Consider the following 25654-nt stretch of genomic DNA (forward strand, 5'->3'; position numbering starts at 1 on the left):
GTATGTACCTGACCCAGACCCTGCACCGCGCGGTTCAGCAGGCCCCCGATCGTCCGGCGACGGTGTTCTCCGGGCGCACCCGCTCGAGCGCCGAATGCGCGAACCGGGTGGCGAGGCTGGCCGGGGGACTGCGGGCGCTCGGCGTCGCCTCCGGTGACCGGGTGGGGATTCTGGCGCTGAATTCCGACCGGTACCACGAGTGCCTGCTCGCGATACCGTGGGCGGGCGCGGTGCTCAACCCGCTGAACATCCGCTGGAGCGTGGCGGAACTGTCGTACGCGCTGCGCGATTCGCGCACCGGGGTGCTGATCGTGGACGACCGGTTCGCCCCGCTGGTCCCGGTGCTGCGCGCGGAGTGCCCGCAGCTGTCGGTGGTGATCCACGCGGGCGAACACGAGGTGCCGCAGGGCCTGCTCGACTACGAACAGCTCATCGCCGAGACCGCGCCCGCCGAGGATGCGCGCCGTGGCGGGGATGATCCGCTCGGCGTGTTCTACACCGGTGGCACCACCGGAACTCCCAAAGGCGTGCTGCTTTCCCACCGCAATCTGCTCACCTCGGCGCTCGGTTCGCTGGCCACCGGGGATTTCCTCACCCCGGAAGGCAGGCTGCTGCACAGCGCGCCCATGTTCCACCTCGCCGACCTCGCCATCTGGACCGCGGGACAGCTCATCGGCTCGACCCATGTCATCGTTCCCGCGTTCAGCCCGGAAGCGGTACTCGCGGCGATCGGTACCCACGGGGTGACCGATCTGCTGCTCGTGCCGACCATGATCGAACTGCTGGTGAACGCTCCCGGGCTCGCCGGGCACGACCTTTCCGGGGTGCGCCACATCGGCTACGGTGCCTCGCCGATCGCGGAGACCGTGCTGCAGCGCGCCCGCGAGGCTTTCCCGAACGCGGGGTTCACCCAGGCGTACGGCATGACCGAACTGTCCCCGGTCGCCACCCTGCTGCGCCCCGGCGACCACGAGGTTCCCGAACTGCGCCGCAGTGCGGGACGGGCGGCACCCCATGGCGAGGTCCGGGTGGCCGATCCGGAGGGCAACGAGGTCGCGCGCGGCACGGTCGGGGAGATCCTCGCGCGCGGGGAGCACGTCATGCTCGGCTACTGGAACCAGCCCGAAGCGACCGCCGAGGCACTGCGCGGTGGGTGGATGCACACCGGGGACGCGGGCTATATGGACGAGCACGGCTACGTGTTCGTCGTGGACCGGATCAAGGACATGATCGTCACCGGCGGCGAGAACGTCTACTCCGCCGAGGTCGAGAACGCGCTCGCCGCCCATCCCGCGGTCGCCTCCTGCGCGGTGATCGGGCTGCCCGATGCGCGCTGGGGCGAACGCGTGCACGCCGTGGTCGTCCGCCAGGATGGGCACGACGCGGGCGAATCCGAGCTGCGGGAACACTGCCGCACCCTGATCGCCGGGTACAAACTCCCGCAGAGCATCGAATTCACCGGAGAACTCCCGCTGTCCGGGGCGGGCAAAATCCTCAAACGCGAACTCCGGAACCGGTATCGCACGGCATGATCCGCATCCCCCGTTCGGGTATGGGAACGGCACTCTCTTCGGCGTATCGTCCACCGACAACACAGCACGATTCGTGTCATAACGGTCACCGATGTCCGTTGGGAGGGTTGTCGCCGTGGGTTCGCAGTCGGAGATCGCCCTGGCCTGGCATCGCTCGAAACAGTACGGCGTCGATCCGGAACGCGCGCTGAACAACATCGCCATCGCCGAGGTCGACCGCTCCAGCCGGCTGCTGCACGCCGCGGCTCCCGTGCTCGAAGCATTGACCGAACAGTTGGAGGGCACCAGATTCGGGCTGGCCCTGACCGACCGGGATTGCCGGATCGTGTACCGCTGGCTTGCCGATCCGAGCATGGACCGGGCGATCTCCTCGATCGGATTCGTGCACGGCGCCCAGCTGGACGAGGAACGCATCGGGGCCAATGCCTTCGGCACCGCACACGAACTGCACCGGGCCGTCCGGATCCACGGCGGCGAGCATTACGCCGAACCACTGCGCGCGTTCTCCTGTTACGGCCATCCCATCAAGCATCCGCTCACCGGCCGGGTGGAAGGCGTACTCGACATCACCGGCGCGGCCGCGGACAGCAACCCGCTGTTCGCGCCGCTGATCGCCCGCGCGGTCGCCGACATCCGGACCAGGATCCTCGAAGGGGCACAGGCCAGCAGGCGGCGGCTGTTCGAGGCTTTCCAATGCGCCACCGCACGCCAGCACTCCCCGGTCGCCGTGCTCGGCGGGGACGTCGTGCTCGTCAACCGCAGTTGCCTCGACCAGCTCGGTGTCGCCGGGCCCGCGCTGTTACGGGTCGCGGCGGACGAACTGCCCCGCGATCGCGGTATCGAGCGGCCCCTGTATCTGCCCGATGGTGCCGCGCTGACCGTCACCATGTGCCGCATCGACGGCACCGAGGACGGGGTGCTCTACCGGATCGGAAAGCCGCGCCCGCAACAGATTTCGCACCCGGCGGCGGAACCGGAAGCGGCGGAGACCGTCTTCGTCACCGGTGAGCCGGGCACCGGTCGCAGTCATACCGCGGAGAAACTGGCCGGGACCGTGCTCGCCGGGAATGGCGAACCGCTGCGGCTCTCCCCGGCCGATGCCATCCTCGGCGCGGTACCGGAATGGCACGGCGGACTCCGGAAAGCCTTGCGCGAGAACAGGACGATCATCGTCGAAGACGTGCACCTGTTCCCGGAGCAACACCTCGCACTGCTGCGGTCGATCGTCGGTGACCGTCGTGGCCGGATCATCTGCACCGCCTGCCGCGACGAGGATCTCGCGGGAGCGGTCGCGGTGCTCGCGGCGCGGTGCTCCCGGCGGATCATCCTGAAACCGTTGCGCGAACGCATCGCCGAGCTTCCCGCGCTGGCCGCGCCGATGCTGGCCGAGCGCTTCGGCACACCCGCGCCGGTGTTCACCGACCGGGCCATGGAAATACTGCGATCACGTTCCTGGCAGGGAAATCTGGCCGAGCTCCGTGCGCTGACCGAGCGACTGCCCGCACTGTCGCCGGGGACCGGGATCACCCCGGAACACCTGCCCGCCGAATACCGGATCGGTACCACGCGGCAATTCGGCGGAATGGACCTCGCCGAGCGCAATGCCATCATCGCCGCACTCGAACAGGCCGAGGGCAACAAACAACAGGCGGCCCAACTGCTCGGCATCGGCCGGACCACGCTGTACCGGCACATGCGCACCCTCGGGATCCCCGACCTTTCCTGACCCGGTGCACGGGGAAGTGCGCCCACTGAAGCGATCCAGCGTTTCAAGATGGAACACGGACCGGAGAGTGCTCCGTGCCATTCTCGGAATCGGCTGCGGTTCGGCGATTTCAGGAGGCACGATGGCCAGCGCGGATGAGCGGAAAACGGGCGGTGACTCGGAACGGGGCATCTCCTCGCGGCGTTCGGTGCTGCAGGCCGCGGGTGTGGCCGGTCTCGGTGTCCTGCTGGCATCGGCCACCGGGGTTCCGGCCTCGGCGGCCGCGGCGAAAGGGCGCAGGGTGGCGGTGTTCGGTGCCGGTCCCGGTGGCATGAGTGTCGCGCACGAACTGGCCGAGCGCGGTTTCCAGGTGGATGTCTACGATCGGTTTTCGCGGCTCGGTGGCGGGGTTCGCTCGTACGTGACACCGGGCGGGGGTACCGCGGGCCGCCCGGCGCTGCCCAATACGAGCGGCGGCCACTTCTTCCTTCCCGGTTATGCGGCCATGCCGGACCTGCTCGGCCGGATCCCGACCGGCGACGGGCGCACGGTCCTCGACCGGCTCGCCTTTTCCTCGCAGGGGATGCTCGGCGGCCGGATCGGTGTCAACGGCGCGCTCATCGGGCTGGGGATACCGACTTCCCTGGAGCGGATCGGGGAATTCAACCCCGCGCAGATCGTGCAGACCATTCAGGGAACCCTGCAGCTGCTCGGCGGTTTCCGGCTCTCGGATATTCCGCACCTGGCGAGCAAGATCGCCGCCTGGGTCACCAGCGGAACACTGCGCAGGGAGAACCAGCTGGAGTACATCGACCTGGAATACGGCTTCTTCCGCAGCGAACTGCTTTCCCCGACCGCGCACACGCTCATCCGGGACCTCGCGACCACGGTCTCGGTGGATTCCCCGACCCGCGGGATCAATTCCCTGGTGTATCTCACCGCCATCATCGACCAGATCATCAACATGCTCGCCGGGCGGCGCACGTATCCGAAGTCCCCGGAGAAGGTGCTCGACATCCTCACCGACGGCCCGGAAACCGAGGTGTGGTTCGACCCGTGGGCACGGTATCTGCGCGGCCTCGGCACCCGGTTCCACATGCGGCGCACCCTGACCCGGCTCGGTGTCGAGAACGGACGGATCGCCGGTGCGGAGATCACGGATGAGCGCGGCCGCACCGAACGGGTCGATGCGGACTGGTACGTGCTGGCGATGCCACCGGACCGGATGCGCCCGCTGCTGAGCAGGGAACTGCTCGCCGCCGATCCCGGGCTGGCGAACGTGCGAAAGCTGGATCCCGCGGTGGAATCCGGGTTCGAGATCTTCTTCCGCGATCCGGTCGGTTTCGAGGGTGGCCAGGTCACCAACCGCAACGGTGACCAAGAGTGGCTGCTCACGCTCGTCGGGCTCTCCGAGATCTGGGGTATCGACCTTCGCGAGTTCGGTGACGGACAGGCGAAGGGGATGCTGTCCGTGGAGTTCAACAATCATCCCTACTTCGACACACCGGGAATCCTGTACGGAAAACCGCTCAAGGACCTGAACTACGCACAGGCCTTCGACGAGATCCGCGCCCATATCGAACGGGGGATCCCGGACGGGAAAGCCTTGCTGGACAAGGACAATCTCCTCGGCTGGCGCCCGCACCCGACACTGTCCTGGACGGGGAGATCGGGCTGGACCGTGCCCGATCACCGCACCGCATCCGCGCCCGGAACGACCAAGTACTTTCCCGATCAGGTGCGCAGGATCCCCAACCTGTTCCTGGCCGGTGGCAGCACCAAGACCGCGATCGGCGGGGACAACATGGACTCGGCCGCCCTTTCCGCGAAGCTGGCCACCAACTGGATCATCGAGGCCGCCGGGGTGCGTGAACCGCACACCGAGCTGCCGTTCTATGGCCCGCCGCCCGAACTCGAGGCCGCACGCCGGGACGACGACCGCCGTTTCCGCGCGGGCCTTCCGCACGCCTTCGATCTCGTCGCCCCGGCCAGGATGCCGCCGCCGCGGGGCTGAGAAACCCGCTTCATCGCGAGAAAAGGAGAGGACATGACGATTCGCACCAGGCTCGGCCGAAGGCGTGCCGTACGCCCGCCGAGGCTGCTCGCCGTCCTGGCCGCCGTACTGCTCGCCGTCTCACTGGGCAGTGTTCCGGCATCGGCGGCCGGAGAGCAGGCCATTCCGGAGTGGCAGAAATACGAACCGAAGGGATACGACACCTCCCCGCTCCCGAAGGAGAAACAGGCCAGGGTGGCTACGCCGGAGGATACCGCGCTCGACAAACTGAACGGCGAGATCGTCGTCTCCTGGTGGAAGCTCAAGAATCCCAAGGATCCGAAGCGCTCGCTGTTCGTGCTCGAAGCCGAGCCCGGGTGGAAGCAGCCGAGGCAGATCGGGCAACAGGGAACCTATGTCTGGGCCATCGCGGACGAGGCCAACGAGGAACAACCGCAGTTCCCGTTCCTGAACGGGATCATTTCCTTCAAGCGGGGGCTGCCGTTCGGTGGCTCTCCGGGAACCGCGACGATCGACGGTAAGCCGGGAATTCGCGGGAACAACCTCAGCTTCGACCACGATCCCGCGGCGAACACCTGGCATGTGCAGGGGCAGTCGCCGAACAATTCGGCGAACTTCACCGTCGATCAGGTCGTCCCGGGATCGGTCGGTTCCTATTACCCGCCCGATGGGCACACCACCGGGCCGACGAATGTGGACGCGGTGGCGAACGGCCGGGTGCACGGGAGCTTGACGCTCAACGGACGCAAGATCGATCTGGACGGCTGGCGGACCAATTACTGGCGGATGAACATGTTCCCGAGCGTGTTCGACAGCCAGCTCAACCCGGTGACCTCCTGGCGCGGCTGGGAATGGAACATGGTCCTGGAACCCGACGGCGGGGCGAGCCAGTATTACGCCATGATGGATCCGAGCGGCCGGATGCACGACGGCTATCTCGTCGACGCCCGCCCATCGGGGACCCGGGTCTGCTCGCGGATCACCATGAAATTCGGCGACTACCACTGGGGCCGGTCGATGTTCGGGGACATCTCGCCGCCGTTCCAGCGCTACACCATTCCGGGATGGATCAAGGTGAAATGCGCACCGGGTGAGAAGGTGCAGATGGAGAAGACCTTCTACCCGGACTCGCGGGACTACGTCGACGCCGGGCTGCTGACCGCGACCGAGATGCCGATGCACACCGTTCCCGGTTCGTTCGGCACCTACGAACACATGCGGTATTCCACCTACCGCGCGCAGAAATTCGCCGAGCGGAACCAGCCAGCGCAGGCTCAGCAGAGCCAGTAGGGGAGCCGGAACACCTGGACCGCGCTGAACGCCCGGGCACGATCACAGGGCGAACAGCCGGTCCAGGTGTGCATCGATGGCGGAAAGGGCTCCCTCTGGCCGCACGACGCCGAGCTCGAGCAGGGTGGTGAATCCGGTGAGGGCGAGCAGCAGATCGGTCTCGGCAACGGGATCGCGGTGAGCCTCGATGTGCCCATCGGCGATCGCGGTGCGGATCAGCTCCTCGAGCCCGGCGCGCGCATGCCGGAGATCAACGCCGGCCTGCTCGCGTAGTTCGCGGTCGTGCAGTGCCTCCAGCACATAGGCGGCGCTCATCCGGCTGGTAGCGCGGGAATCGGACTGCAACGGCAGTAGCTCGGTGAGCATCAGCCGCAGGAGATCGCGAGGGTGCGGTTCCCCGCCGAGCCGGTGCAGCCGGTTCTGCACGCGCAGCGCGCGCTGTTCGGCGGCGAAGTCCATGGCGAAGGTGAGCATCGCGGTCCGGGAACCGAAGTAGTGCTGCAGCTGCCCGAGGGAGATCCCTGCCTCCTGCGCGACCTCGCGCATCGTGGCCTTGGCGACTCCCTGCTGGTCCACGACCCGCCACAGCGCACGGGCGATCGCCTCGCGGCGCTGGCGGTGATCGACCTGCTTCGGCATCCGAACTCTCTCCCGTGGTTCCAATACATGTGACATAATACAGTTGACTTGGAACCTCGGCGAGGGGAGTGGGGCATGTCCGGTTCGGGGCAACCGCCCAGGGTGCGCACGGCCGATGGGATGGTGCAGGGCCGGTGGCGGCCGGGGCTCGCCGAGTTCCGCGGCATCCCCTACGCCCAGCCCCCGGTCGGCGCGCTGCGCTTCACCGCGCCCGTCCCGCCGGTGCCCTGGGATGGCACCAGGCAGGCCACGGAGTTCGGTGCCCCGCCGCCGCAGTCCGGCCCGGTGCAGGTGGCGGCGGAGCGGGACCCGGACTGGCTGAGCCTCAACATCGGCACCCCGGATCCCGGTGCGGCCGGTCTTCCGGTGCTGGTGTGGATCCCCGGCGGCGCCTACATCACGGCGGTGAGCGGTGATCCGATGTATGACCCCGCCGAATTGTGCGCGGCGGGGATCGTCGTGGTGAGCCTGAACTACCGGGTGGGCATCGAGGGGTTCGCGCAGCTGGACGGTGCCCCGGCCAATCGGGGATTGCTGGACCAGCTGGCCGCGCTGGAATGGGTGCAGCAGAACATCGCGCGGTTCGGCGGTGATCCCGGCCGGGTCACGGTCGCCGGACAGTCCGCGGGTGCCGGATCGGTCGCCGCGCTGCTGACCAGGAAGCGGGCGCGGCAACTGTTCCGCAGGGCCATGACCCATTCGGTACCGGGCAGCCATGCCGTGCCCGCCCTCGCGGAGCGCGTCGCCCGCACGTTCGCGGACCGGCTCGGGGCGGCGCCCACCGCGGCCGCGCTCGGCGAGTTCGATCCCTGGCGGCTGGCCGCGGAACTCACCGCCTTCAACACCGAGCTCTCCGCCGATCGCGCGCGCTGGGGCCGGATGGCGCAGGCCGGGGTGGCCGTCTGCCCGGTGCTCGATGGCGAGGTTCTTCCGGAAACCCCGTGGTCCGCACTCGCCGGTGGGCGGGCGGACGGCATCGAACTGTTCGCCGGGCACACCCGAGAGGAGTTCCGGCTGTTCTCCGTGATGGCCGGGCGGGCCGGGACCTTCACCGAGCAGGAAACGCGGACCGCGCTGGAGGGTCTGGCCCCGCAACCGGGCGGCGCGCGGGCCTACCGCGCGGCCTATCCGCGCGCGGGTGCCGAGGAACTGCTGGAGACCGTGTTCTCCGATGCCCTGTTCCGGATGCCGTCGGTGCACCTCGCCGAGGCGAACGCGAAGGCGGGCGGCGACTCCTTCCTGTTCGAACTGGGCCTTGCCGCGCCCGGGCTGGGCGGCGTGCTCGGCGCGTGCCACAGCCTCGATGTCCCGCTCGCCTTCGGCACCCTGGACAGTCCCACCGGCAGCCAGGTGTTCGGCGCGCAGCCGGGCCCCGAGATCCGCAAGGTTTCCCGGGAACTGCGGCAGGCCTGGGCCCGCTTCGTCACCGATGGTGACCCCGGATGGCCCGCGTATCACCCCGACCGGCGGCTCACCCGCGTACTGGACACCGATTCCCGGACCGTTCCCTATCCCGAGGAGGAATCCCGCCGGATCTGGGCGGAGCATTTCCCGGTCCCGTTCGGATCCTGATCGGCTAGGCAGGTCACGGCGAATCCGTCCATGTGCAGCTCGTCGGCGCAGCGCGTGATCTCGGCGAGCGCGGCCCGCGGGTCATCGGTCGGCAGCGCGGCGAGCAGACCGAACCGGGCGGGGTGAGCGGCGACGTAGTCGTTGGACTCCCGCAGCGCATCGAGAGTTTCGGGGATAGTGCTGAGCAATCGCATCGCGACGCCCGCGCGGTCCATGTAGTCCAGTGTTCCCGCCATACGCCAGTGGCGGGGCTGCGGTGCGAGGAACCGTTCCGCGCGCATCGCCTGCCACCGGGCCCGCCGTTCCCGGGCCGTGGTCGGCGGGGTGAAGTGCGCGTGCACATCGCGTAATCCGGTCGCACCTCCGAGGATGATCCGCACGCCGTTCCCAAGGAAGCAAATCCGTTCCATGCCGGATATAGACTGGCCCTATGTCCACGGAGTCCGAGCCGGCGAAGCTGCACAGCCTGGACAACAATCACCTGCACGCCTTGCATGCGCTGCTGACCGAGCGCACGGTCACCGGTGCGGCGCAGCGTCTCGGTCGTACCCAGCCGACCTTGTCCGCGGTATTGGCCCGGCTGCGCAGGCACTTCTCCGATGATCTGCTGACCAGGTCCGGGAATCACTATCAGCTCACCCCGTTCGCGGCCCAGCTGCTCCCGCTCACCAATATCGCCGTGGCCGCGGTCGAACGGGTCTTCTCCGCCGAATCGAGTTTCGATCCGGCGGGCTCCGAGCGGGTTTTCACCATCGTTTCCTCGGACTACGGAATCAGTGTCATCGGCGCGCCTCTGGTGGCACTGCTGGAAAAACGGGCACCGCGGGCCAGTGTGCGCTTCGAGCCGGTCACCCCGGAGGTGCTCAGCAGGGATCCGGAGTTCTACCGGAGCGTGGACGGCGTGTTCATGCCGCACGGATATCTCGATCTCCCGCGGTCGATGGATCTGTTCCGGGACCGGTGGGTCTGTGTGGCGGCCGCGGACAACCCGGCGATCGGGGACCGGCTGAGCATGGCCGAGCTGCACAACCTGCCGTGGGTGGCGACCTTCGGTGATCCGCTGGGGCGCGCGCCCGCGTGGCGGCAGATGGAACTGCTCGGCGTCACACCCCGGGTGTGCGCCACCGCGGATTCCTTCCTGAGCATGCTGCAACTCGTCCGCCGCACCGGTGGGCTCGCGCTGGTGCAGCACAAGCTCGCCGCCGGGATGGCCGAGGCATTGGGGGTCCGGATACTGCCCTGCCCGTTCGACGCGGTGCCCATCGTCGAAGCGTTCTGGTGGCATCCGATGCACGATCCGGACTCCGCTCATGCCTGGCTGCGTGGCTTGCTCACCGAGGCGCGCGCCGAGCTCAGCTGACCTCGACCGACGGCGCCCAGCGCGGAATGCCGGCGGTGCCGGAGGGCAACCGCAGGCTCTTGCTGTACCCGAACTCCTGCAGCGTCTCCAGGGCGTGTTCGCGGCCGTAACCGCTCGCGCCGACCCCGCCGAACGGGGTTCCGGTGAACGCGCGGTTGTAGTGGTTGACGAACACCATACCGGCGCGCAGTGCCCGGCCGACCCGCATGGCGCGCTCCGCATCGCGGGTGAAAACCCCTGCCACGAGCCCGAATTCGGTGCCGTTGGCGATGCGCAGCGCCTCGGCCTCGTCGTGGAAGGGGATCAGGCACACCACCGGGCCGAAGATCTCCTCCCTGGCGATCCGCATGTCCGGGGTGACGCCGGTGAACAGGGTCGGTGGCGCGTAGTACCCCTCGGCGAGCGCGGTATCGGTGGGTAATGGTGCCTGTGCCGCGATTTCCGCGCCTTCGGCCACTCCGATCTCCAGGTAGTCCAGCACCCGCTGCCGTTGCGCCGGGGTGACGAGCGGCCCGACGTGGGTGCGCGTGTCCGCGCCGTCGCCGACCCGCAGGCGGCGCACGGCGGCGGCGTAGCGCTGGGCGAACTCCGCATACCGATCGGCGTGCACGAGGACGCGGGAGGCGGCGGTGCAGGCTTCGCCCTGGTTGAAGAATCCCCCTTCGAGGGCCCAGGGCAGCGCCGAATCCAGGTCGGCGTCCGCGAAGATCAGCAACGCGTTCTTGCCGCCGAGCTCCAGCAGGGCAGGAGTCAGGTTGTCCGCGGCCGTTTTCAGCACCGCCGTTCCGGTCGCGGGTGCGCCGGTGAAGGAGATCTTCCCGACCAGTTCGTGCCCGGCGAGCGCCGCGCCGATCTTCCCGGTTCCCGGGACGACGTGCACGACATCGTCCGGGAGCACCGACCGGGCCAGCTCCACCATCCGCAGCACGGAAAGCGGCGCCTGCTCGGGCGGCTTGAGCACCACGGCGTTTCCGGCCGCGAGCGCGGGGGCGAGTTTGCCCGCGGTGTGCAGCGGCGGCCAGTTGAACGGCACGATCGCGCCGATGACGCCGTAGGGCTCCAGCACGGTGACATCCAGGATGCTGCCCGCGTCCCGCACCTGGCCGGGCATCGCCTCGCACAGCCCGGCGAAGAGTTCGAAGATCGCGATGGCGGCCTCCAGGTCGAATTCCCGCGCCTGAGTGACCGGCTTGCCGTTGTCCCGGGATTCCAGTGCCGCGATCTCGTCGGCGTGTTCGCGCACCGCCGCGGCGATCTGCCACAGCCAGCGGCCGCGCTCCCGTGGTGTGCGGGCCTTCCAGTCGAAATGTGCCTCGTGCGCGGCGCGGACCGCCCCGTCCACCTGCGCCACTCCGGCGCCCTGGACCTCCGCGGTGGGCTGACCGGTCGCCGGATTGTCCACAGTGAACACATCGGCCGGGTCCGCGGAGGACCACGGGGTACGGATCGTGGATGGCATGAGCATCGAACTCCTTCCCTGGTTGATCAGAAATGGGGCAGCAGGCCTAGTTCCGCCGCGTTCCCGCCGCCGATAGCCGCGGCGAGCTCCGGATCGGGTACCGCATCCGCCAGCCACCGCACCGGATCCTCGATGCCCATGTCGAACGGATAGTCCGAGCCGAGCAGCACCCGGTCCGGGCCTGCCGCGCGGATCAGGGCATGCAGGGACTCCGGGGTGTACACCAGCGAGTCGAACCACATCCGGGGCGGATAGCTGCTCGGCCGTTCGCGGCACCCGGCCGCTTCGGGGCGGTGACGCCAGGCATGATCGGCGCGCGCGAGGCTGGTGGGCAGATAGCCGCCGCCGTGCGCGATCAGTAGCCGCAGCCGGGGAAACCGGTCCAGCACACCGCCGAAGATCAGGTGCGTGATGGCGACCGTGTGCTCTACCGGCTGACCGACCGAATTGGCCAGATACCAGCGATCGAGGCGCGCATCGAGCGTGCATCCCCAGGGGTGGAGGAAGAGTACGGCACCGAGTTCTTCGGCGCGTGCCCACAGCGGATCCAGCGCGGGGTCGGAGAGTTCCACGGTGCCGCCGTCCGGCAGGGGAGCGTGTGAGGAGATCTCGACGCCACGCAGTCCGTTGCCGAGCGCGTGCTCCAGTGCGGCGACCGCGGTCCCGGGATGACGCAGCGGCGCCACCCCGAGGCCGCACAGTCGCTCCGGATGAGCGGCGCAATGGTCCCGGATGCCGTCATGGGTGGCCTGGGCGAGCTCCCAGGCCAGCACCGGATCCGCCCAGGAGTGGTACTGCGTCGGCGAGACCGAGACGAGCTGGACGTCGACCCCGGCAGCGTTCATCGCCGCGATGCGTGCGTCCGGATCGGTGAGCAGCTCCCGGTTCTCGGTGAACCGGCGCGCGCTCACCTCGGCCGAGGCGCGGCCCGCGCGCAGTTCCTCGAGCTCCGTGTACGCCCGGTGTTCCGGACGGTCTCGCACCAGGGACTGGATTTCGGGTAACCAGGCATGCGCATGCACATCGACGGTCCGGGACATGCGTCCATGGTCGAGCCGGCAGCGCCGGTCAGGGAAGCGCGATCTCCCGATGGGCGGTATAGAGCAGGACTATGTCACGGAGTCTGCGCCTGAACGGCCTGGTTGGTGATCGAGGCCCGGAACCGGTAGCGGTCGCCCCGGTAGACCTGGACGGTCAGCTCGATCGGCCGGTCCGCCTGGTTGAAGGTCAGCTGGGTGGCCACGAGCATCGGCATGGTCTCCCCGGTCTCGAGCAGCTCCCGCTCCGAAGGTGTGGGATGCCGTGCCTCGGCGGAATAGTCGGCGACCCGCGGCAGTTGCGGCGGATCGGCGGCGCGCAGCGTGGCGTACAGCGAGGCGGTGCTGAAATCGGTCTCGGCGAGCGCGGGACAGACCGCGAGCGGCAGCCGGTTGTGTTCGAGTACCACCAGCAGCCCGTCCAGCAGCCGTAACCGGAGTAGGTCGAAGAGTTCGGCGCCCGGGGCGATGCGCAGCTGCTCGGCCTCGGCCACGGTCGCCGGGCGGACCGAGGAGCGCAGGATCTGGCTGCTCGTCTTGAGGCCGTGCGCCTGCGCGTAGTCCGCGAAGCCCTGGATCTGCGGGGCGGAGATGGTGGGCTGTGCCGGTTCGGTGACGCTTTCCTCGATATCGGCGATGAACCAGCCGCGGGACGAGGTCGGGCACACGATGCCGCGCGATTCGAGTTCGGCGAGCGCGGCGCGCAGGGTCACCCGGGACACGCCGTACCGGGTCGCCAGGGCCCGCTCGGAAGGCAGCCGGTCACCGGCGCGCGGGGCGGTGGCGTGCAGGTCGTCGAGCAGGCGGGCGGCGGTGCGCTCGTAGAGCGGCAGCGCGTCGTCGGCGAACAGGCCGCGTGGCATCGACGTCCTCTCGGGCATACCAGAAGCATACCGGTTCGCCTCGTGAGTTCGCGGTGATCGCGCCAGCTCATCCCCTGCGACGGTTACCAAACTGATCCAGATGCATACCAAACGTTGACCGTTGACAAGCCAATTAAATACCAATATGTTCAGCCGACAGACCGTTGGGAGCGGACAAAGGAGTTCACCGTGGGCGAGGAGGTGGCCGTGTATCTCGGCGTCGACGGTGGGGGAACCAAGACCGCCTACTGCCTGGTCACCGAGACCGGCGCGGTGCTCGCACAGTGGCAGGGGCCGTCTGCCGACTACTTCTCGGCGGGAATCGATCTGGTCGCCCGGGTGCTCACCGAAGGAGTCGCCGAGGTGTGCTCGGCCGCGGACCTCAAACCCGGCGACATCCGGCACGCCTTCTTCGGTTTGCCCACCTACGGCGAATCGAGCGGCGATCTGCCCGCCCTGAACGCGGCGGCCCGCACCGCGCTCGGGCACGACCGCTACGACTGCGGCAACGACATGGTCTGCAGCTGGGCCGGTTCGCTCGGCGGCGCCGACGGGATCAACGTGGTCAGTGGCACCGGTTCCATCGCCTACGGGGAGCGCGCGGGAACCGGCGCCCGGGTCGGCGGCTGGAGCGAACTGTTCGGCGATGAGGGCTCCGCCTACTGGATCGGGAACCGCGGGCTGGCCGGTTTCACACGGTGCAGCGACGGGCGGTCACCGGTCGGCCCGCTGTACGCGCTGGTGCGCGAACACCTGGGGCTCACCGAGGATCTGGACCTGATCGGCCTGGTGCTCAACCAGTGGCGGGGCAACCGCAGCAGGATCGCCGCGCTGAGCAGGCTCGTGGTCACCGCGGCGGGCCAGGGCGATCCGCAGGCCCGCGCCATTCTCGCCGAGGCGGCCCGGGAACTGGCCGAGATCGTGGACACGGCCCGGAAACGCCTCGGTTACCGGGACGGGCAACCGGTGCCGGTCTCCTATTCGGGCGGGGTGTTCAACGCGGGCCCGGAGATCCTGGACGCATTCGCGCACGAACTCGCGAACCGGTACGCGGGCTACGAACTCCGCGAACCCCGCTATGCCCCGCATTTCGGTGCCGCACTCTACGCGGCCAAGCGCACTGGTGCCCCGCTCGGCGAGATCGCGCTCGCCCGCCTGCGGTCCGCATCCGTGACAGCACTGGGAGAAGATGATGACAAGCAATAGAAGCTGGATCCTCTACTCGGCGCTCGTGGTCGTCGTCTGGGGTGTCTGGGGCGCCCTTTCCGATCTGCCGACCAATCTGTACGACTATCCGGATCAGATGGTCTACGTGATCTGGGCGCTGACCATGCTCATCCCGTGCGTGTTCGGGCTGCGCGGGAAACGCTTCGACCGGCGCCCCATCGCCGCGGTCTACGGCCTGATCGTCGGGCTCACCGGGGCCGGCGGGCAGCTGCTGCTGTTCCACACGCTCACCATCGGGCCCGCGTACCTGGTCTTCCCGATCACCGCGCTCTCCCCGGCGGTCACCGCGCTGATGGCGATCGCGTTCCTGCGCGAACGGCTCACCAAGATCGCGGTCATCGGGCTGATCGCGGCGATCGCCTCACTGGTGCTGTTCAACATCTCCGGCGGGGACGGGGACGCGAGCGCGGGCACCTGGCTGCTGCTCTCGATCGGCATCCTGATCGCCTGGGGTGTGCAGGCCTTCTTCATGAAGAAAGCGGCCTCGGTCGGGGTGAACGACGGCACCACCTTCGCGTACATGACGATCAGCGGGCTGCTGCTGATCCCGGTCGCGATCGCCATGATGGGCGGAATTCCCGGCGGTTTCCCGTGGCAGGCGCCCACGATCACCGCGGTGACCCAGGTGCTCAACGCGATCGGCGCGCTGTTCCTGGTGATGGCGATGAGCCGGGGGCGGGCCACGATCGTGGCGCCCTCCACCAACGCCCTCTACCCGGTGTTCACCGCGATCGTCTCGCTGGTGATCTACCAGAAGGTGCCCTCGATCTATTCGGTGATCGGGATTGTGCTCGCGATCGGCGGATCGGCGCTGATGATCTACAGCGATGAGCGCAGGAACGCGAATTCGGTATCTGGCCTCGACAGTGTCGACGAGAGGAGTCTGACGTGACCGGTATGGATCGGCGAACCATCCTGAAACTGGCCCTCGGTGGTGCCGGTTTGGCCATGGCAGGGGGATTCGGCACGGCGCAGTTCGCCGGGGCCACGGGCCGCTCCGAGCTGCTCGGGGTCGGCGATGATTCCATCACCGTGGAATTCGACGACACCCTGCGCAGCCGGGTGCGGATGGCGGGCGAGCCGGTGACCGGTTTCGACGCCGGTGAGGCGCTGCTGCTCGGCGACACCGCCGTCGAGGCGTTCCGGTACACCGGCCGGGAGAGCCGGAACACCTGGCATCCCCGGCACGGCGCCGGGATGCAGGTGATCCTGCACGGCGAGGCGGAGCAGGGCGTGCGCAAGACCGTGGAACTGACCTCGTTCCGGCGCCTTTCCGGCATGGTCATCATGAAAGTGAGCTATACCAACGTTTCCGGTGCGCCGCTGACGGTCACCGGATGGCGCAACGGGGCACACGAACTGCTGGCCGCGCCCGGCGGGTTCTACCTGTTCTCCGGCGCCACGCACGAGGACCGCCGGGACTGGGTGCGGCCGATGACCGAGGGGTTCTTCCAGGAGAACTCCCTGGGCATGGTCGCCTCCGACTACGGCGGCGGCACCCCGCTGGCCACGGTGTGGCGCAAGGGCGCCGGGCTCTCGGTCGGGCACGTGGAACCGGTCCCGCGGATGCTGCGGATGCCGACCAGGCGGACCACCACGGGCGCCACGATCGCGATCGAGGGGGACAGCGCGCGCACCCTGAAACCGGGGCAGCGGCTGAGCACCGACACCACGTTCCTCATCACCCATCCCCGCGATCACTATGTGCCGCTCGAGCGCTATCGCCGCTATATGTCCGATGTGGACCAGCGCGCGCCCCGGGTCGGCGCGCCCGCGTTCGAGGCCATCTGGTGCGCCTGGGGCTATGAGCGCGATTTCACCGTCGAGCAGGTCGTCGCAACCCTGCCCAAGGCCAAGGATGTGGGCCTGGACTGGGCGGTGCTCGACGACGGCTGGCAGACCAATGTGGGCGACTGGGAACTCGATCCGAAGAAATTCCCGCGCGGGGAAGCGGATATGCGTTCCTTCACCAAGCGGATCAAGGACAAGGGACTGCGGCCGCGGCTGTGGTGGGCCCCGATCGCGGCGCATCCTTCGAGCAAGCTGTTCGCGCAGCGCCCGGACATGTTGCTGCTGAACGAAAAGGGCGAGAAACAGAAGGTGTCCTGGTGGGACTCCTACACGCTGTGCCCCGCCTATCCTCCGGTGATCGACTACTTCGTGCGCCAGGCGAGGAAGTTCATCCGGGACTGGGGTTATGCGGGAATCAAGATCGACGGACAGCACCTCAACGCCGTGCTTCCCTGCCACAATCCGGCGCACGGGCACGCGCGGCCGGAGGAATCGACCGAGGGACTGGCGCGGTTCTGGAAACTGGTGCACGAGGCGGTACACCGGGCCGAGCCGGATGCCGTGGTCGAACTGTGCCCGTGCGGCACGGCTTTCGCGTTCCACAATCTGCCCTATGTGGACCAGTATCCGGCCTCGGATCCCGAGTCCTCGTTCCAGGTGCGCAGCAAGGGCAAGTCGATGAAGGCCCTGATGGGACCGGGCAGCAGCTATGCCGGGGACCACGTCGAGCTCAGCGACGGCGGGGACGATTTCGCGTCCAGCTACGGTGTCGGCGCGATCCTGTCCACCAAGTTCACCTATCCGCCGCGCTCGGCGAAGGACCCGTACGCGCTCACCCCGGAGAAGGAACAGCTCTGGCGCAAATGGGTGGCGCTGTACAAGAAGAACATGCTGTCCACCGGCGAATACCGCGGCGAACTCTACGACATCGGCTTCGACAAACCGGAAACCCATGTCGTGGCCAAGGATTCGACGCTGCACTACGCCTTCTACGCACCCTCCTGGGAGGGCACCGTGGAACTGCGCGGGCTCGGGCCCGGCCGGTACCGGCTGACCGACCCGTTCCACGGCGGTTCGCTCGGCACCGTGGACGCCGCGCACAACACCGTGCGGTTGAAGTTCACGAAATTCCAGCTGATCGAGGCCCAGCGGCTGGGGTAGCGGCCGTAGCCGGGTGGCGGACCAGGACGAAGACCGCGAGCACGCAGCCGATCGCCTCGGAGGCCAGTGAGGCGAGGCCGGGCACCGAAACCCAGTCGCCGATGTAGTTGTACAGCGCGGGCAGGCCGACCGTTCTGGACAGTACATAGGCCAGGGCAGCCAGCCCGGTGGTGAGCGCGGTCAACGTCCAGGCCGCCGATGAGTCACGCAGGAACAACGCCGCGATCAGCACCAGATCGGCGAGGATCAGCAGCAGGAAAAGCGCTGCCACATAAGGTGTTTCGCGTAGCTCGGGTGCCACGACCGGAATGTGCGCGAGCGCCGAGACGAGCAGCATGATCATGACCGGCCAGCGCAGCGGGGAACCGTACCGCCGCAGCCAGAACGCGGACACTGCCGTACCGGAAACGGAGTGGCCAGCCATGAAGCACCTCCTTCGAGTGCCCCTGTGGCTCAACGATACGACGACTCGGGGGTGCCGTCCACGGACGGCACCCCACGCGGTCAGTCCTGTACGAACCGCAGCAGCAGCTCGTTCACCTCGGCGGCGTGTGTCCACAGCATCCCGTGCGGCGCGCCCTCGATCTCGGCGTACTCGGCCTCCGGGAAGGCGGCGTGGAACGGCCGTCCGGTGGCGTCGATCGGCAGGATGTTGTCCGCCGTGCCGTGCGCGATCAGGGTGGGCTTGCCGCTGGCCCGCACCGCGGCCACATCCGCGCGGAAGTCCTCGAGCCAGGTCGGGACCACGGCGTACGCGGCGACCGGTGCACTGCCCGTCGCGGTGTTCCAGTTCGCGGTGACGACTTCCGGCGAGATGCGGGAACCCAGATTCTCGTCGAGGTTGTAGAAGTCCTTGTAGAACTGGGTGAACCAGGCGTAGCGGTCGGCATAGGCGGCCGCGGAGATGCCGTCGAACACCGACTGCGGGACCCCGGTCGGATTGTCCGCCGTCTCGAGCAGGAACGGTTCGAGCGAGGCGAGGAACGCGAGCTTGGCGACCCGCTCGTGCCCGTGGTTGTGCACGTACCGGGCGAGCTCGCCGGTGCCCATGGAGAACCCGACGAGGATCACCTCGCGCAGATCCAGGGTTTCCAGCAGGGTGTTCAGGTCCGCGGCGAAGGTGTCGTAGTCGTAGCCGGTGCCGACCTTGCTCGACCGGCCGAAACCGCGCCGGTCGTAGGTGATCACCCGGTACCCGGCGGCGATCAGCTCCCGGGACTGCAGCTCCCAGCTGCTGCCGTCAAGGGGGTAGCCGTGGATGAGCACGACCGGCTGTCCGCTGCCGTGATCCTCGTAGTAGAGCTCGGTCGTGGTGCTGTTCTCGGTGCCGACCTCGATGTGACCCATGATCCGGATGCCTCCTCGATTCCTGGAGAACGGTCGTTCTCCGTATGTTTGCTAGAGTAGAGAACGAACGTTCTCCGCGCAAGGGGCGGGCGTCGAGAAGATTGGGTGAGTGACGTGATCGACAAGGACACCGCCCGGGACGAGGTGGTCCGGGCCGCCGATGAGCTGTTCTACGCGCGCGGCGTGCAGGCCGTAGGCATGGACGCGGTGCGGGAGCGCTCCGGAGTCTCGCTCAAGCGGATCTACTCGCTGTTCGCCTCGAAGGACGAACTCATCGTTGCCGTGCTGCGCCACCGCGTCGGCGTGTGGGACACCGGCCTCGCCGCGGCGGCCCGCAAGGCGAACACCCCGCGGGAGCGCATCCTGGCCATCTTCGACTTTCTGGACAGCTGGTTCCGCGAACCGGACTTCCGCGGCTGCGCGTTCATCAAGACCCACGGGGAGATGGGCGCCATCTCGACCGCGGTGGCGAAGGTGGTCCGGCAACAGAAAGAGACGTTCCAGGAGTACGTTGCCACGCTCGTGGCCGAGGCGGGAGAACCGCCCGAACTGGCCCCACAGCTGGCGATCCTCGCCGAGGGGGCGCAGGTCACCGCGGCCATCTCGGGCAAGCCCGATGCCGCGGGGCACGCGCGCGCGGCGGCCGAGGCGCTGCTCGGCGCGGATGCTGCTCACTAAGGACGGCGCTCAATAAGGACGCCGCTCAATAAAAGAAACCTGGCGTCGACTTGACGGTCTTCATGGTGAACTGCGATGTGGTGCGCGCGATCCCGGGCAGCTGGGTCAGTTTCGCCATGTAGACCTGCTCGTAGGCCTCGATATCGCGGACCGCGATGTGCAGCAGGTAATCGGGTGAGCCGAACATCCGCTGACAGGCCACCACTTCCTCCAGTTCCTGCACGGCCGCTTCGAAGGCCTCGACCGTTTCCCCGCGCTGCTCGGCCATTTCCACGTGCAGCAGGACGTGCAGTCCCTTGCCGAGTTCCTTCGGTTCGATACTGGCGTGGTAGCCGGTGATCACCCCCGCCTCCTCCAGCGCGCGAACCCGGCGCAGGCACGGGGAAGGGGAGAGGCCCACCCGTTCGGCGAGTTCGTTGTTCGCCAGCCGGCCGTCCGCACGCAGTTGGTCCAGGATTGCGTGATCGATCTGATCCATGACACAACATGCTACAAAAGGGCGGGTTCGCCAGCATTTTCGCAATCGGGTACCGGTCTCGGCCGCCTAGCATTTCCGGGTATGGCCATCGAATCCACACCGAGCCCGCTCGTCTTCGGCCCCGAGACGCGCGCCAGGGCAGGCGAACTGCTGACCCGTTTCCTGGACGACTACGAACGTTCCCTGCCCGAGCGTCCGCTGCTTCCCGCCCTGGACCGGGACGTGCTCGCCGAGCTGCTGACCGAACCGGTTCCCGAGGAGGGAATCGGGGTGGACGGCTTCTTCACCGAGCTGTACGAGCGCGTGCTGCCCAATTCCACGGCGGTGGCCCATCCGCGGTTTCTCGCCTATGTGCAGGGACCGCCGAACAGTGTCGGCCCCTATGCCGATGCCATCGCGGCCACCCTGAACCAGAACTGCAACTTCTGGCAGCTTTCCCCCGCGGCCAGCGTGATCGAACGATCGGTGGTGCGCTGGCTGAGCGGGCTGTTCGACCTGGGCGCCGCCGCGGGCGGGATCCTCACCAGCGGCGGATCGGTCGCCACGCTGAACGCGCTGACCGCGGCCCTCGTCGCGCGCCGCCCGGACTTCCGGCGGCGGGGACTGCAGGACCGGGACCGGCCACCGCTGGTGGTGTACACCTCGCAGGAGGCGCACCGGTGCGTGGACAAGGCCGCCGCGATCCTCGGGCTCGGGCTGGACAATGTGCGCCACATTCCCACCGATGAACACTTCCGGATGCGCGCCGATCTGCTCGAGGAGGCGGTGCGTGCCGATCGCGCGGCCGGGCGGGAACCGTGCTGCGTCGTGGCCACCGCGGGCACGGTGACGAGCGGATCGGTCGACCCGATCGATGAAATCGCCGATGTGGCAGGGAAGCACGAGCTGTGGCTGCACGTCGACGGTGCCTACGGCGCGCTGTTCGTGCTCGCCGAGCAGACGAGGGACCTGTTCGCCGGCTGCTCGCGCGCCGATTCGATCGCGCTGGATCCGCACAAGATGCTGTTCGCCCCGTACGAGGTCGGCTGCCTGCTGGTGCGCGACGCGGAATCCCTGCGCGCGGCCTATTCCTTTTCCGCGGCGTATCTGACCGTCGAGCCCGATCCGCTGATGATCGATTTCATGGACTACGGGCCGCAATTGTCCCGGGGGTTCAAGGCGTTCAAGGTGTGGGCGGCGCTGCGTACCTTCGGGGCGGGCGCGTTCCGCGATGCGGCAAGGAGCTGCCTGGAACTCGCCGCTCATCTGGGTCGGCGGGTCGCGGCCGAGCCGGGCCTGGAACTGCTCAACCCGGTCACGCTCACCGCGGTGTGCCTGCGGATCGACGGTCGCACCGATGCCGAACACACCGCGATCCTGAGCGAGCTGATCACCGGGGGAACCGCGCTGCTCGGGCCGGCCCGGCTCGGCGAACGGACCGGGATCCGCGCCTGCGTGACCAATCACCGCACCACGAAAGCGGATATCGACCTCGTCGTGGACCGCCTCGCCGCCTACGCGCGATCCTAGGGCGCGTGGATTCCGTCGAGCAGGTAGGTGGTCCGGCGGTCGTAGTCCGCGCGTCGCGGGCGGGTTCCGTGTTTCAGGGCGAGCGCGCTGTCGTGCAGCAGCACCTGGAGGTCTTCGGCGGTGAACTCCGGCCGTAGCGCGCCGCAGGACTGCCCCGCCGTGACGAGTTCCTCGTGGATCTCGGTGCCCGCGTGGCAGATCGCCATGAGGTTCTCCGAGTCGGGGTAGACCTGCAGCATCGTGTCCACCAGTGCGGGCTGCCGGTATTGCAGATCGCGGACCGCGGTCACGTAGTACCGCAGCCGCTCACCGGGTTCCCCGATGGACCGGGTGCGGTCCATGATGGCGTACAGCTCGGTGGCGACCACTTCTTCGATCACGGCTTCGATGAGGCCGATCCGGCCGCCGAACCGGTTGAAGATCGTGCCCTTGCTCACCCCGGCCACTTTGGCGACCTCTTCCAGCGGCACGGTCAGCCCCCTGCCGTGGAAGGCATCGATCGCCGCACGCCTGATCTGCTCGGCATTGCGCTCGGCATCGGCGCGCAGCCGAGGTTCCGGAGCTGTCGCACCGGCCATGCCCGTCACCGCCTCTCGAACCTCTCGAACGTCCGCCACAACTTGACTCACCGAGTCAGTTTACCTACAGTAGTCGGCGGGGGCGAACTTGACCAGAGCGGTCAACTTATCGATGTGCAGGAAGGACCACGGACATGATCGTTGTCACCGGAGCTACCGGAGGGCTAGGGAGCGCGACCGTCGACCACCTCCTCGAGCGGGTACCCGCCGAGCGGATCGGGGTCAGCGTCCGCGATGTCGGCAAGGCGCGGAACCTGGCCGACCGGGGAGTGCGCGTGCGGCAGGGATCCTACGACGATCCGGCCGGGCTGCGGGACGCGTTCGAGGGCGCCGAGCAGGTGCTGCTGGTGTCCGGCAACGACCCGACGGCCGATATCGCCGCCCAGCACCGCAATGCCATCGAAGCCGCGGTCGCGGCAGGCACGCAGCGCATCCTCTACACGAGCCAGCAGGGTGCCGTTCCCGGCAATCCGTACCCGCCGACGGAATTCCATCTCGCCACCGAAGCGGTCCTCGCCGAGTCCGGGGTCGCCTGGACCGCGCTGCGCAACGCCGCCTACGGCCCGCTGGAGCAGGTGCTCGGCCCGTGGCAGCGGACCGGGGTGATCGCCCAGCCGGAAGACGGTCCCGTTCCCTACGTCGACCGTGCCGAGGTGGCCGAGGGCATCGCGGCCCTGCTCGCCGGGGACCGCTCCATCGACGGCCCGGTCGACCTCACCGCGGCGAAGGCGATCACCTTCGCCGATGCCGCCGCGATCGCCACCGAGCTCACCGGCCGCACCATCGAGCGCGTGGTCCTGGACGACGAGCCGTGGGTCGCCGACCAGATCGCCGCCGGTGTCCCGGAACAGATGGCCCGGCTGCTGCTGAGCTTTTACCAGGGCAGCAGGGAGGGCTACCTCGCCGAGGCCAGCCCGGTGCTGACCGAACTGCTCGGCCGCGAGCCGAGCAGCGTCGCCGACCGGCTCGCCGCGGACCTGGCTTAGGGCTGGACGGCGTCGAAGAATTCGCGTTCCAGTGTGGTCGCCCGGCAGAACAGCTCCCGGCATCCCCGGGCGGCCTCCTCGGTGAGTCCGGGACCGAGCCGGTCGAGCTCGGCGCGCAGCCAGTTCACCCAGGCGGTGAATTCCGGGCCACGGTGCAGTTCGATCCACTCCGCGCAGATGGCGTTCGGCGGCGGGGTTTCCGGGGCGCGCTCGGCCCAGTCGGAGTAGAGCCATTCGGCAACGGTCAGCACGATGAGGCAGCTCGGATAGTCCAGGCTCGCCCGTGCCCGGTCCATCAGCCGGTTGAACGCCTCGGTGACCGGATGCAGTACCGGGGCTTCGCGATCGGCCTCCGGCACCCCGAGTGCGGTGAAACTGCGCTGGAAGTAGGTGTTCTCCCCGCCGCCGATGACCCCGAGCTGGCGGGCGAGCACCATCCGGCCGTCCACGGTGTCCGCACTGGCCACCGCGGCACCGAGCAGTGCGACGAACCGGTCCACGAACTGGTAGTCCTGCACCAGATAGCGGCGCAGCACCGGTTCGGCGAGCTCGCCGGTGTACAGGCCGGCTACGAAGGGATGGGTGACCGCCGCGGTCCAGTCGGGTTCGGCCGCCGCCCGCAACCACTCGGAGAAGGTGCCGTGCTGTGCATCGAAGGACATGCCGTCATTACACCAGTGCGGGTTCCTCGTCCCGGGCCTGCCGTCGTGCGCTCACCGCGATGATCAGCGCGCAGGCCGCGAATCCGGCGCCGAGGATGCCGGTGCCCAGCCAGCCGTGCGCGGTGTACACGGCGGTGGTCGTGGCCGCGCCGAGGGCGGAGCCGAGCGAGTAGAACACCATGTAGCCGCCGAGTACCCCGCTGGTGCGATCCGGATACGCGGTGGTGAGCACGTGCTGATTGCTCACCTGCACGGCCTGCACCGCGAAGTCGAGCAGCACGATTCCGGCGCCGAGCAGCCACAGCGACCAGGGCAGCTGCGCGATCGCCGCCCAGGACAGGATGAGCAGACTCAGCGCTGCGACGGTGACCCGGGTGGTCCGGCCCGCGTCCGCCCAGCGGCCCGCCCGTACCGCGCCGAGCGCACCGGCGAGCCCCGCGATGCCGAACAGCCCGATCTGCGCATCGCTGAGCTCCCAGGGCCGCGCGGCCAACGGCAGCGACAGCCCGCTCCACAGGGCGCCGAACGAGGCGAACAGGAAGAACGCGATGAGCCCGCGGGTCAGGAAAAGCCGCTGCCCGAACAGTCCGCCGAGTGCGCCGAGCGCCGATCGGTATCCCCCGGCGACGCGGGGAGGCCGTTCGGCGGGCAGCAGCAGGAGAACGAGTGCCGCGAGCCCGAGAGCGAGCACCGCGAGCACGGCGTAGCCGGTGCGCCAGCCGGACAGTTGCGCCAGCGTTCCGGTGACCACCCGCGCGCCGAGAATGCCTGTCACGACACCGGAGGTCACCACTCCGATGTTGCGCCCGCGATCGTCGGGTGAGGAGACCGAGGCCGTGTAGGCGACCGTCGTCTGCACCACGACCGCGAACAGTCCCGCCGTTGCGAGGCCCGCGAACGCCTGCCAGGCAACCGAAGCCGTGGCCGTCAGGAGTGCGCCGAACGCGGTGAGTGCCAGCTGCGCGGCGATCAGCAACCGCCGCTCGGTCACATCGCCGAGCGGCACCAGCAGCACCAGTCCGGCCAGATAGCCGAGCTGACCCGCCGCGACGATCCACCCGGCCAAGTCCGGTGCCAGACCGAGATCCCGGCCCATCGGCCCCAGAACCGGTTGCGCGGCATAGACGTTCGCCACCGCCACTCCGCACACCACCGCGAGCAGCAACCGCCGCCGGCCGTCCATGATCACCCGCCAATCAGTAGCATTTTGCAACCGATTTGAGCGTACGGCATAATGGTTTCAATCTGCAACTCATTGGGAGGTGTCATGAACGTCCCGGACTGGACCGACCCCGACTGCCCGGTCGCCCGCACCCTCGACCTCATCGGCGACCGGTGGAGCCTGCTGGTCATCCGGGACGCCATGGACGGGGCGCGCTCGTTCACCGAATTCCAGCGGCGCACCGGAATCGCGCGCAACATCCTCACCGACCGGTTGCGCAAACTCATCGCACACGGCTTCCTCGCGCAGCACACCGCGGAATCCGGGCGCCGCAAGGAATATGCGCTCACCGAGGCCGGTCGCGACCTCTTCCCGGTCATCCTCAGCCTGCGGCAGTGGGGCGAACGGCACGCCTTCGCGCCCGGCGAGGCCCATTCCACGCTCGTCGATCGGCACGGCGAACCGGTGCCCGAGTTCGTACCGAGCGGCGCGGACGGAACCGTGCTGGGCGCCGAAACCACGCGGGTGCGCAAGATCGGTTAGCGCGCGGGCACGCTTCGCATTCTCTTCTCCGTATGCCCGGCTGGCTATACGGTGGCAGCGT

Annotated in this window: 24 protein-coding genes; 13 read left to right on the top strand and 11 right to left on the bottom strand. The window is 68.5% G+C overall.

Translation table 11 applies throughout. The annotated features are described in order from the left end of the window. Positions 1-2: 2 nt before the first annotated feature. The 4 genes from AD72_RS03610 to AD72_RS03625 all read left to right on the top strand — a co-directional run bounded on the left by AD72_RS03610 (position 3) and on the right by AD72_RS03625 (position 6541). On the top strand, positions 3-1532 hold the full coding sequence (locus tag AD72_RS03610) for an acyl-CoA synthetase (protein WP_031464928.1): 1530 nt from the start codon (positions 3-5) through the stop codon (positions 1530-1532). A 115-nt stretch (positions 1533-1647) separates the two neighbouring features. Next, positions 1648-3258 (top strand): sigma-54-dependent Fis family transcriptional regulator, encoded by a 1611-nt coding sequence (locus tag AD72_RS03615; protein WP_051897835.1) that lies wholly within the window; start codon positions 1648-1650, stop codon positions 3256-3258. Positions 3259-3379: 121 nt separating this feature from the next. Then, positions 3380-5251 carry an FAD-dependent oxidoreductase gene (locus tag AD72_RS03620; protein ID WP_031464930.1) on the top strand — a complete coding sequence of 624 codons (1872 nt, stop codon included), beginning with the start codon at positions 3380-3382 and terminating at the stop codon, positions 5249-5251. A 33-nt stretch (positions 5252-5284) separates the two neighbouring features. Beyond that, entirely contained in the window at positions 5285-6541 is a 1257-nt protein-coding gene (locus tag AD72_RS03625) for a hypothetical protein (protein WP_031464931.1), read from the top strand. A gap of 42 nt (positions 6542-6583) precedes the next feature. Here AD72_RS03625 and AD72_RS03630 read toward each other — a convergent pair whose 3' ends face one another. Further along, positions 6584-7180 (bottom strand): TetR/AcrR family transcriptional regulator, encoded by a 597-nt coding sequence (locus AD72_RS03630; protein ID WP_031464932.1) that lies wholly within the window; start codon positions 7178-7180, stop codon positions 6584-6586. A gap of 75 nt (positions 7181-7255) precedes the next feature. Between AD72_RS03630 and AD72_RS03635 the strand changes: the two genes are divergently transcribed. Next, positions 7256-8752, top strand: a complete 1497-nt coding sequence (locus AD72_RS03635) for a carboxylesterase/lipase family protein (protein ID WP_031464933.1) — start codon at positions 7256-7258, stop codon at positions 8750-8752. Here AD72_RS03635 and AD72_RS03640 read toward each other — a convergent pair. Further along, positions 8689-9162: an amidohydrolase family protein gene (locus tag AD72_RS03640; protein ID WP_231644721.1), complete on the bottom strand. Its 474-nt coding sequence runs from the start codon at positions 9160-9162 to the stop codon at positions 8689-8691. The genes AD72_RS03635 and AD72_RS03640 overlap by 64 nt on opposite strands. A 20-nt stretch (positions 9163-9182) precedes the next feature. Here AD72_RS03640 and AD72_RS03645 point away from each other — a divergent pair, with 20 nt between their 5' ends. Next, the gene (locus tag AD72_RS03645) at positions 9183-10112 is read left to right on the top strand and encodes a LysR family transcriptional regulator (RefSeq protein ID WP_031464935.1); all 930 of its coding nucleotides are present in this window, start codon (positions 9183-9185) and stop codon (positions 10110-10112) included. On the opposite strand, the gene AD72_RS03650 is transcribed toward AD72_RS03645, so the two are convergent. From AD72_RS03650 to AD72_RS03660, 3 genes are all read right to left on the bottom strand, one after another. Beyond that, positions 10105-11571 carry an aldehyde dehydrogenase family protein gene (locus AD72_RS03650; protein WP_231644722.1) on the bottom strand — a complete coding sequence of 489 codons (1467 nt, stop codon included), beginning with the start codon at positions 11569-11571 and terminating at the stop codon, positions 10105-10107. The two genes, AD72_RS03645 and AD72_RS03650, sit on opposite strands and share 8 nt — an antisense overlap. A 26-nt stretch (positions 11572-11597) precedes the next feature. Continuing rightward, positions 11598-12611, bottom strand: a complete 1014-nt coding sequence (locus AD72_RS03655) for an amidohydrolase family protein (protein ID WP_031464937.1) — start codon at positions 12609-12611, stop codon at positions 11598-11600. Positions 12612-12685: 74 nt separating this feature from the next. Continuing rightward, positions 12686-13489: a GntR family transcriptional regulator gene (locus tag AD72_RS03660; protein WP_037344755.1), complete on the bottom strand. Its 804-nt coding sequence runs from the start codon at positions 13487-13489 to the stop codon at positions 12686-12688. Between the two features lie 171 nt (positions 13490-13660). On the opposite strand from AD72_RS03660, the gene AD72_RS03665 reads away from it, so the two are divergent. The 3 genes from AD72_RS03665 to AD72_RS03675 are packed head-to-tail and all read left to right on the top strand — an operon-like array spanning position 13661 to position 17650. After that, positions 13661-14677 carry an N-acetylglucosamine kinase gene (locus AD72_RS03665; protein ID WP_156365034.1) on the top strand — a complete coding sequence of 339 codons (1017 nt, stop codon included), beginning with the start codon at positions 13661-13663 and terminating at the stop codon, positions 14675-14677. Next, positions 14664-15590 carry a DMT family transporter gene (locus AD72_RS03670; RefSeq protein ID WP_156365035.1) on the top strand — a complete coding sequence of 309 codons (927 nt, stop codon included), beginning with the start codon at positions 14664-14666 and terminating at the stop codon, positions 15588-15590. The genes AD72_RS03665 and AD72_RS03670 overlap by 14 nt, the downstream gene beginning before the upstream one ends. Positions 15591-15595: 5 nt before the next feature. After that, positions 15596-17650, top strand: coding sequence for a glycoside hydrolase family 36 protein (locus tag AD72_RS03675; RefSeq protein ID WP_231644729.1), 2055 nt, complete (start codon positions 15596-15598; stop codon positions 17648-17650). On the opposite strand, the gene AD72_RS03680 is transcribed toward AD72_RS03675, so the two are convergent. Both AD72_RS03680 and AD72_RS03685 read right to left on the bottom strand, forming a co-directional pair. Further along, complete coding sequence (locus AD72_RS03680; protein ID WP_037344758.1) at positions 17610-18074, bottom strand: hypothetical protein; 465 nt, start codon at positions 18072-18074, stop codon at positions 17610-17612. The two genes, AD72_RS03675 and AD72_RS03680, sit on opposite strands and share 41 nt — an antisense overlap. 80 nt (positions 18075-18154) lie before the next feature. Then, the gene (locus AD72_RS03685) at positions 18155-18997 is read right to left on the bottom strand and encodes an alpha/beta fold hydrolase (RefSeq protein WP_031464943.1); all 843 of its coding nucleotides are present in this window, start codon (positions 18995-18997) and stop codon (positions 18155-18157) included. Between the two features lie 105 nt (positions 18998-19102). Here AD72_RS03685 and AD72_RS03690 point away from each other — a divergent pair, with 105 nt between their 5' ends. Further along, positions 19103-19675, top strand: coding sequence for a TetR/AcrR family transcriptional regulator (locus AD72_RS03690; RefSeq protein WP_343123694.1), 573 nt, complete (start codon positions 19103-19105; stop codon positions 19673-19675). Positions 19676-19700: 25 nt separating this feature from the next. On the opposite strand, the gene AD72_RS03695 is transcribed toward AD72_RS03690, so the two are convergent. Beyond that, positions 19701-20153, bottom strand: coding sequence for an Lrp/AsnC family transcriptional regulator (locus AD72_RS03695; RefSeq protein ID WP_031464945.1), 453 nt, complete (start codon positions 20151-20153; stop codon positions 19701-19703). Positions 20154-20234: 81 nt separating this feature from the next. On the opposite strand from AD72_RS03695, the gene AD72_RS03700 reads away from it, so the two are divergent. Then, the gene (locus AD72_RS03700) at positions 20235-21662 is read left to right on the top strand and encodes a pyridoxal phosphate-dependent decarboxylase family protein (RefSeq protein ID WP_031464946.1); all 1428 of its coding nucleotides are present in this window, start codon (positions 20235-20237) and stop codon (positions 21660-21662) included. On the opposite strand, the gene AD72_RS03705 is transcribed toward AD72_RS03700, so the two are convergent. Next, entirely contained in the window at positions 21659-22240 is a 582-nt protein-coding gene (locus AD72_RS03705) for a TetR/AcrR family transcriptional regulator (protein ID WP_031464947.1), read from the bottom strand. The genes AD72_RS03700 and AD72_RS03705 overlap by 4 nt on opposite strands. A 134-nt stretch (positions 22241-22374) precedes the next feature. Between AD72_RS03705 and AD72_RS03710 the strand changes: the two genes are divergently transcribed. Continuing rightward, positions 22375-23226, top strand: coding sequence for an NAD(P)H-binding protein (locus AD72_RS03710; RefSeq protein ID WP_031464948.1), 852 nt, complete (start codon positions 22375-22377; stop codon positions 23224-23226). Here the strand turns inward: AD72_RS03710 and AD72_RS03715 are convergent. Both AD72_RS03715 and AD72_RS03720 read right to left on the bottom strand, forming a co-directional pair. Then, positions 23223-23888 (bottom strand): TenA family protein, encoded by a 666-nt coding sequence (locus AD72_RS03715; RefSeq protein WP_031464949.1) that lies wholly within the window; start codon positions 23886-23888, stop codon positions 23223-23225. The two genes, AD72_RS03710 and AD72_RS03715, sit on opposite strands and share 4 nt — an antisense overlap. Before the next feature lie 7 nt (positions 23889-23895). Beyond that, the gene (locus AD72_RS03720; protein WP_031464950.1) at positions 23896-25071 is read right to left on the bottom strand and encodes an MFS transporter; all 1176 of its coding nucleotides are present in this window, start codon (positions 25069-25071) and stop codon (positions 23896-23898) included. Between the two features lie 84 nt (positions 25072-25155). On the opposite strand from AD72_RS03720, the gene AD72_RS03725 reads away from it, so the two are divergent. Further along, complete coding sequence (locus AD72_RS03725; RefSeq protein ID WP_031464951.1) at positions 25156-25593, top strand: winged helix-turn-helix transcriptional regulator; 438 nt, start codon at positions 25156-25158, stop codon at positions 25591-25593. Positions 25594-25654: the final 61 nt, after the last annotated feature.

The organism is Sciscionella sediminilitoris, from assembly GCF_000737195.2.
In the GTDB taxonomy this organism is placed as follows: Bacteria; Actinomycetota; Actinomycetes; order Mycobacteriales; family Pseudonocardiaceae; genus Sciscionella; species Sciscionella sediminilitoris.

Excerpts from the sequence above, each read along its gene's own strand:
- AD72_RS03640 (WP_231644721.1), bottom strand. The coding sequence starts at position 9,162 with ATGGAACGGATTTGCTTCCTTGGGAACGGCGTGCGGATCATCCTCGGA.
- AD72_RS03660 (WP_037344755.1), bottom strand. The coding sequence starts at position 13,489 with ATGCCCGAGAGGACGTCGATGCCACGCGGCCTGTTCGCCGACGACGCG.
- AD72_RS03680 (WP_037344758.1), bottom strand. The coding sequence starts at position 18,074 with ATGGCTGGCCACTCCGTTTCCGGTACGGCAGTGTCCGCGTTCTGGCTG.
- AD72_RS03710 (WP_031464948.1), top strand. The coding sequence starts at position 22,375 with ATGATCGTTGTCACCGGAGCTACCGGAGGGCTAGGGAGCGCGACCGTC.
- AD72_RS03685 (WP_031464943.1), bottom strand. The coding sequence starts at position 18,997 with ATGGGTCACATCGAGGTCGGCACCGAGAACAGCACCACGACCGAGCTC.
- AD72_RS03715 (WP_031464949.1), bottom strand. The coding sequence starts at position 23,888 with ATGTCCTTCGATGCACAGCACGGCACCTTCTCCGAGTGGTTGCGGGCG.
- AD72_RS03705 (WP_031464947.1), bottom strand. The coding sequence starts at position 22,240 with ATGGCCGGTGCGACAGCTCCGGAACCTCGGCTGCGCGCCGATGCCGAG.
- AD72_RS03675 (WP_231644729.1), top strand. The coding sequence starts at position 15,596 with ATGGATCGGCGAACCATCCTGAAACTGGCCCTCGGTGGTGCCGGTTTG.
- AD72_RS03725 (WP_031464951.1), top strand. The coding sequence starts at position 25,156 with ATGAACGTCCCGGACTGGACCGACCCCGACTGCCCGGTCGCCCGCACC.
- AD72_RS03695 (WP_031464945.1), bottom strand. The coding sequence starts at position 20,153 with ATGGATCAGATCGATCACGCAATCCTGGACCAACTGCGTGCGGACGGC.
- AD72_RS03700 (WP_031464946.1), top strand. The coding sequence starts at position 20,235 with ATGGCCATCGAATCCACACCGAGCCCGCTCGTCTTCGGCCCCGAGACG.
- AD72_RS03670 (WP_156365035.1), top strand. The coding sequence starts at position 14,664 with ATGACAAGCAATAGAAGCTGGATCCTCTACTCGGCGCTCGTGGTCGTC.
- AD72_RS03635 (WP_031464933.1), top strand. The coding sequence starts at position 7,256 with ATGTCCGGTTCGGGGCAACCGCCCAGGGTGCGCACGGCCGATGGGATG.
- AD72_RS03650 (WP_231644722.1), bottom strand. The coding sequence starts at position 11,571 with ATGCCATCCACGATCCGTACCCCGTGGTCCTCCGCGGACCCGGCCGAT.
- AD72_RS03630 (WP_031464932.1), bottom strand. The coding sequence starts at position 7,180 with ATGCCGAAGCAGGTCGATCACCGCCAGCGCCGCGAGGCGATCGCCCGT.
- AD72_RS03645 (WP_031464935.1), top strand. The coding sequence starts at position 9,183 with ATGTCCACGGAGTCCGAGCCGGCGAAGCTGCACAGCCTGGACAACAAT.
- AD72_RS03655 (WP_031464937.1), bottom strand. The coding sequence starts at position 12,611 with ATGTCCCGGACCGTCGATGTGCATGCGCATGCCTGGTTACCCGAAATC.
- AD72_RS03720 (WP_031464950.1), bottom strand. The coding sequence starts at position 25,071 with ATGGACGGCCGGCGGCGGTTGCTGCTCGCGGTGGTGTGCGGAGTGGCG.
- AD72_RS03610 (WP_031464928.1), top strand. The coding sequence starts at position 3 with ATGTACCTGACCCAGACCCTGCACCGCGCGGTTCAGCAGGCCCCCGAT.
- AD72_RS03620 (WP_031464930.1), top strand. The coding sequence starts at position 3,380 with ATGGCCAGCGCGGATGAGCGGAAAACGGGCGGTGACTCGGAACGGGGC.
- AD72_RS03625 (WP_031464931.1), top strand. The coding sequence starts at position 5,285 with ATGACGATTCGCACCAGGCTCGGCCGAAGGCGTGCCGTACGCCCGCCG.